The sequence below is a fragment of the Cupriavidus sp. SIMBA_020 genome (assembly GCF_046535395.1).
Classification (GTDB): domain Bacteria; phylum Pseudomonadota; class Gammaproteobacteria; order Burkholderiales; family Burkholderiaceae; genus Cupriavidus; species Cupriavidus campinensis.
On record NZ_JAWRWU010000268.1, the window covers coordinates 1 to 317 of the forward strand.

Annotated in this window: 1 protein-coding gene; it reads right to left on the reverse strand. The window is 66.9% G+C overall.

Features of this window, described 5'->3' with window-relative positions; all coding sequences use genetic code 11:
* The coding region (locus SB751_RS29145; protein ID WP_410748926.1) for a molybdopterin-dependent oxidoreductase at positions 1 to 317 on the reverse strand (317 nt) is incomplete at both ends.

Below are 317 nucleotides of genomic sequence, written 5' to 3' on the forward strand. Positions count from 1 at the left end.
GATCACCAGGAACAGGTCGGCGCGGTCGATGTCCTGGTACGAGCCGGGCGGTCCGTCGGCGCCCAGCGACAGCTTGTAGCCGCTGCCGGCGCTGGCCATGCACAGGCGCGAATTCGATTCGATATTGTTGGTGCCGATGAAACCCTTGGCCAGCTTGTTGGCCAGGTACTGGGCTTCGATCGACATCTGCCCCGACACATACAGCGACACCGCGTCGGGGCCGTGGGTATCGATGATGGCGCGCAGCCGCCGTGCGGTGTCCTGCACGGTGTCGCGCAGGGGGCGCGGCACGGGGTCCTGATCGCGCTGCAATCGCG